Source organism: uncultured Campylobacter sp. (genome assembly GCF_937996225.1).
Lineage (GTDB): Bacteria > Campylobacterota > Campylobacteria > Campylobacterales > Campylobacteraceae > Campylobacter_B.
In genome coordinates, this window is sequence record NZ_CALKTC010000066.1 from 1 (window position 1) to 5,254 (window position 5,254).

The window sequence follows — 5,254 nt, forward strand, 5'->3', positions numbered from 1 at the left end:
ACGAGATCGAAATTCTAATGCCTAAGCGCACGCAAACTAGGCAAAAAAGCAAGGAAAAAAATAGCGAATACGTAGCGAACTTTTATCTAGGAGATTTTAAAATCAGCGTCGGGAAAAACGAAAAAGGCAATGAGTTCTTACTAAAAAATAGCTCCAAATCCGACTATTGGTTTCATCTTAAGGACATTCCAAGTGCACACGTCATCGTAAAGACAAATAAGCAAAGTCTAAGCGAAGAGGTGATCGAATTCGCCGCTAAAATTTGCGTGAGCTTCAGTGCAAGCGGCAGCGGAAAATATCTCGTCGATTACACCAAACGTCAAAATGTCAAAATCAACGAAGGTGCTTTCGTAAACTACGTAAATTTTAAAACAATCAGCGTTTTAAAGCCGTAATAAGCGAGCTTGCGATATAATTGCTCAAAATAAATTCCAAGGAAATTCTATGAAGCAAAGAATAATCACGGCGAGCATTTTACTCGCTGTATTTTTGGCTCTAATTCTCATAAACGCTAGGTGGCTAAATTTCGCCGTATTTGCGCTGATACTCGTGCTTGCGTTTTTTGAAAGCCTCAAGTTATGGGGTCTAGAGGAAACTAGCAAAAAGTGGCTCGCGCTGGCGATCGCATTTTTTGCGCTGCTACCATTTACGCAGACCGACGAACCTTTCGTCTCAGCGCTAAAAGTTAGCATCCTGATGATCCTATGCGTCGCCTCTGTCGTAGCCTTTACCAAAGGCCCTAGCCTAAAGATCACGCTTCCTTTCATCTATCCCGTTGCGCCGATATTTTTTATGTGGGCGGCTTACGATGATTTCGGGGAAGTTTTTCACTTCGTTTGGCTGATCTTCATTATCGTAGCTAGCGATAGCGGCGCGTATTTTATCGGTAGAGCCTTTGGCAAAACTCCGCTAAGCGCTAGCTCACCGAATAAAACCGTAGAAGGCGTACTAGGTGGTCTTGCGCTCGCGCTTATCGTTAGCCTCATTTATGCGCGCATCTTTACCAATATGCCGCCGCTTGAAATTTTAGGAAAAACCATCATCATAGCAATTTTTGGCGTGTTCGGCGATCTGTTCGAGAGCTACCTAAAGCGCGCAGCGGGTCTTAAAGATAGCGGCGCGCTCTTTCCCGGACACGGCGGGATTTTAGACCGCATCGACGGCTATATGTTCGGCGCGATCGCGATGGCGATAGTCTATTCATGGTAGTTTTAGGCTCTACGGGCTCTATCGGCACAAACACCCTAGACGTGGCCGCGCGCAGCGGCAGTATGATCGAAGCGCTTAGCTGCGGGCGCAATATCAAGCTTTTAAACGAACAGATCGCAAAATTTCACCCTCGTCTCGTCTGTATCGCGGATGCGCAGCAAAAAAGCGAGGTAGATCACGAGCGCGTATTTTGCGGCGCGGATGGAATTTTGCAGATGCTTGCGGAGTGCAAAAGCACGACCGTGGTAAACGCTCTTGTAGGCTTTGCGGGTATGATGCCCAGCTTAAAGATCCAAGAGCTCGGCAAAAGGCTCTGTCTAGCCAACAAAGAAAGCCTGGTCGTCGGCGGGAAATTTCTGCAAACGGATAAAATTTTCCCGATCGACAGCGAGCATTTCGGGCTGAAATTTCTACTTAGCAATGCCAAAATCCCCGTTTCTCGCCTAATCATCACGGCTAGCGGCGGCGCGTTTTACGACGTGCCGTTAACGCAGCTGGGCTCGCTCACGCCGCAAAACGCCCTCAAACACCCCAACTGGAAGATGGGCGCAAAGATCACGATCGACAGCGCCACGATGGCGAATAAACTCTTTGAGGTGATCGAGGCGTTTTGGCTCTATGGCACGCGTAAGATCGATGCACTTATCGAGCGCACCTCGCAGATCCACGCGCTAGTCGAATTCGCAGACGGCTCTACGACGGCGCACATTAGCAGGGCCGATATGCGCCTAGCCATCGCGCACGCGATGTTTAGCGGCGACGTACGGGAGCAGATCACCGCACCCGTGGATCTGTGCACTCTGCGACCGATAGAGCTTAAGCCGATCGACGAGATGAAATTTCAAATCTTTACCCTCAAAGACGCGCTGCTAGCAAACCCTGATCTCGGTGTCGTCATCAACGCCGCAAACGAAGCGGGCGTAAATGCGTTTTTGCAGCAGCGCTGCCGCTTCACCGACATTGCGCGCGTCGTGCTAAAGTGCGCGGAGAAATTTAACTCGCCTAGCGTGACGGATGTGGACGCGCTTGCGGCGGTGGACGCGAGCGTGCGAGCGTATGCAAACGAACTGCTGAAATTTAACGGGGAGCTTTAAGCCTAGCTTTGCCTGCTTAAATTTAAATGTTAAATTTAGGCTATCTTGCCGCAAGTGGTAAAATTTAGGATCAAAAATTGTTAGACGTACAAACTATCGTAAATTTGGAAAAAGAGCGCCGCAAGCTGCTGCAAAGCCGCATAAAATGGAAAATAATAAGCCTGCTTAAAGCCTGCGCGATATTTATCCCTGCGGTTTTCCTAATGAGGTATATGGCTAGCGAAGAGGGTACGCCTTTGGGGATGCCGTATCTTTTATTTGGTCTGGGCATAGCGCTATATTTTACTTATAAGCTATTTTACGAAAAAACCTACAAAGTCAAAACGCGAGAATTCGCGCTGCAATACAAAGCCCTCTACATAGCACCCTACGTCGAAAGTCTAGGATACAAATACAACAGATTCGGCGCCGTAACTCAAGAGCAAGATATCCTGCAAAGCGGGCTTTTTAATCAATATGCAAATTCCGGCGGAGATGATTTGATATATGGAAACATAGACGGCGTGGATTTTAGCTTCTGCGATATTTGGATGTCTAAAGAGACTATAGATGATAGCTTTTTCACTTTGATTTATGAAAAGAAGGAAACGGAGATATTTCAAGGCCTTTTTTTCGCAGCCGATTTTCATAAAAAGATCAGATCCGACGTTTTTATTCTTCCAAGACAAATAAAGCTACCGCACAGCGTCTTGGAAAGCGGTGCAAAATTTTGCAATATGGATAACGCGAAATTTAATAGATCTTTTGCGGTATATACAAAAGACGCGGTCGCCGCAGCGTATGTACTCACGCCCGTGCTGATGGAGAAAATTTTATTTTTAAAAACGCTTGTGAAATCGGAGATCGCGCTTAGTTTCAGAAAAAGCAAAATTTATATAAAAATCCCCCGCGGATACGATAGCTTCGAGCCCGATCTAAGTAAGCCGATACGCGGTGATAAGCTCGCGAGCAAGATACAAATCGATCTGGACGCGATGCTGCAAATCGTAAAAATTCTAAAGTTGAATGAAAAAATTTGGACGTCTTAACGGGCGCAAGGCGGAGCGAGACAAGCGGGGCAAAATGAGGTAAGGTGTGGCGAACAAACGGAGCGTGCAGCTCGCGCAAGGAGCCGTAAAATGTGGCGACATCCAAGCGGGGCGTGCCATATCTGGCGTAAATTTACGCTGTGCCGCGAGTTCGCGCCATTAAATTTTACGCGGATTTTGGAAAGATCATGAAATTTTGCGCGAGATTTCGGCATGGGGATTTTGGCAAAATCGTGAAATTTTACGTAGAATTTCGATGCGATTTTGCGTCGCGGCGAAATCTTGTATAGAATTTCGGCGGAATTTTACGAAAAATTAAAATTTGCTTGCTATTGAGAGATTTTTTTGATATACTGCCGTTTCTTTTTGGCCCCGTAACTCAGTTGGTAGAGTGTCACCTTGACATGGTGGAAGTCGTTGGTTCGAGTCCAATCGGGACCACCACTTAATCTATTTTTAAGTTTCAATCACTTCATTTTTGCGCACAACACTTATCTTAAATTTAGTTATTCCGACCCCTTTCATTTTTATTTTAGATATAATTTTTCCAAAATAATACGAGATCGATTAGCCGATCGATGAGGTAAATTCTATCGGCAATCGATTAAATTTAGAAAGGAGTATCGGCGATATATGGGACAGTATGTTATAAAAACCTTAGACTACTGCGCAGAAAAGGGGCTACAGCTACAATGGGAAAAGGACTTCGCGATCTCCGTCAATGCTCTCGAAAACGAAGTTACTATAAGGGCGAATAAAAGCGGGCTTATATCTCTTGCCAGGCATTTGCTTACTTTAGCGCAAGATTCCGTGCCGAAACATTCGCATATACATCTGGATGAATATAATTCGCTTGAGGAGGGCTCGGCGGAACTTATATTGGAGAAAATATGAACATAAATAGCATCAATGTAGATGGAAAAAGTTATTATCCTCCGCAATCAAAGGGATTGGGATCATACTTGACGGCGCTCGATGAATAACGGCGTAGTGCGCAAAAGGAGAATAAATCAGTGCTACCGAATAAAATTTATATAAAAGACGATCCTCTAACTATCGATGAGGAACTTATGGGGCATGAGTATCATAAATTAGATATTAAAATTCTAGAGGACAAAAAGCTTGTAGTATTAGGCTTTACTACGAATTTGGCTATGTATTATTTCGCAAAAAACATTTTAACATCATCGTATAATGAAAGGGTCTCATACCTAGAACTTTTCCCTTATGAATATTGGGCGGGAGGAGCGCGATTTGCAAAAAATAGCGCTCAATTATGTATAGATATAAAGGAATTTATTAAAATAGACGAAGCGGAGTGCTGCATAGCGGACGATATGGACAGGTATAAATTTGAGCTGGATTTTAAAACATTCTACCAAAGCGTTACATTTTATTTCCCTAGTACGAAGGATTATATAAATTTCGCTAAATATCTGCTAAGTATGAGTATCTACAATAGAAAAAATAGGGTAAAATTTTATAGCGAAGATTATACGTTGATTTTACAATATTGCAGGTTTGTTATATGAGAAATTTAAAACGATCAAGAATAGAATTTATCTCTCAGAAAGCCCAAATTTAAGGATCGGACGGTATGGCACAAAACACGATGAATGAAGCAGATCGTAACGAAAAGGAGCAGCGCAATGCTAGATAGAATTGCCGCTTTTTTGACAGGTATAATGTGCTTCTTATATCTTATAAATTTTACGGTACATAAAAATGTAAAGATAGGCGAGAAATATATTAAATTTGATGATGCGGGTAGTTTGTGGATATTGCCTGCAATCGCATTTATAGTAATAGGTATTTCTGGCTTTTATTTTGCCTTCCGCTCTGAAAAGAACATAAAAAGATATCCGAAGTATATGTGGTGCAAAGACTGCTTTAAATTTTACCGATACGAGGACGTCAAAGATA

General features: G+C 43.5%; 7 protein-coding genes and 1 tRNA gene. All 8 read left to right on the top strand.

Translation table 11 applies throughout. From position 1 onward, the window contains the following. On the top strand, window positions 1-395 hold a 395-nt coding region (locus Q0174_RS07645; RefSeq protein ID WP_298043047.1), incomplete at its 5' end, for an NFACT RNA binding domain-containing protein. A gap of 49 nt (window positions 396-444) precedes the next feature. After that, window positions 445-1,209: a phosphatidate cytidylyltransferase gene (locus tag Q0174_RS07650; RefSeq protein ID WP_005872778.1), complete on the top strand. Its 765-nt coding sequence runs from the start codon at window positions 445-447 to the stop codon at window positions 1,207-1,209. Beyond that, a complete protein-coding gene (gene dxr, locus Q0174_RS07655) occupies window positions 1,203-2,303 on the top strand; it encodes a 1-deoxy-D-xylulose-5-phosphate reductoisomerase (RefSeq protein ID WP_297894699.1) in 1,101 nt (366 codons plus the stop codon). Before Q0174_RS07650 ends, dxr begins: the two co-directional genes overlap by 7 nt. 77 nt (window positions 2,304-2,380) lie before the next feature. Then, complete coding sequence (locus tag Q0174_RS07660) at window positions 2,381-3,331, top strand: DUF3137 domain-containing protein (protein ID WP_297894697.1); 951 nt, start codon at window positions 2,381-2,383, stop codon at window positions 3,329-3,331. Window positions 3,332-3,699: 368 nt separating this feature from the next. Next, window positions 3,700-3,775 (top strand) — tRNA-Val (locus Q0174_RS07665). A gap of 189 nt (window positions 3,776-3,964) precedes the next feature. Further along, window positions 3,965-4,225 (top strand): hypothetical protein, encoded by a 261-nt coding sequence (locus Q0174_RS07670; RefSeq protein WP_297916602.1) that lies wholly within the window; start codon window positions 3,965-3,967, stop codon window positions 4,223-4,225. Window positions 4,226-4,344: 119 nt separating this feature from the next. After that, window positions 4,345-4,863: a hypothetical protein gene (locus Q0174_RS07675; RefSeq protein ID WP_298043050.1), complete on the top strand. Its 519-nt coding sequence runs from the start codon at window positions 4,345-4,347 to the stop codon at window positions 4,861-4,863. A 117-nt stretch (window positions 4,864-4,980) separates the two neighbouring features. Then, a partial coding sequence (locus tag Q0174_RS07680; RefSeq protein WP_298043053.1) for a hypothetical protein occupies window positions 4,981-5,254 on the top strand: 274 nt, incomplete at its 3' end.

Coding starts and splice junctions, on each gene's coding strand:
- Q0174_RS07650 (WP_005872778.1), top strand. CDS start 445: ATGAAGCAAAGAATAATCACGGCGAGCATTTTACTCGCTGTATTTTTG.
- dxr (WP_297894699.1), top strand. CDS start 1,203: ATGGTAGTTTTAGGCTCTACGGGCTCTATCGGCACAAACACCCTAGAC.
- Q0174_RS07670 (WP_297916602.1), top strand. CDS start 3,965: ATGGGACAGTATGTTATAAAAACCTTAGACTACTGCGCAGAAAAGGGG.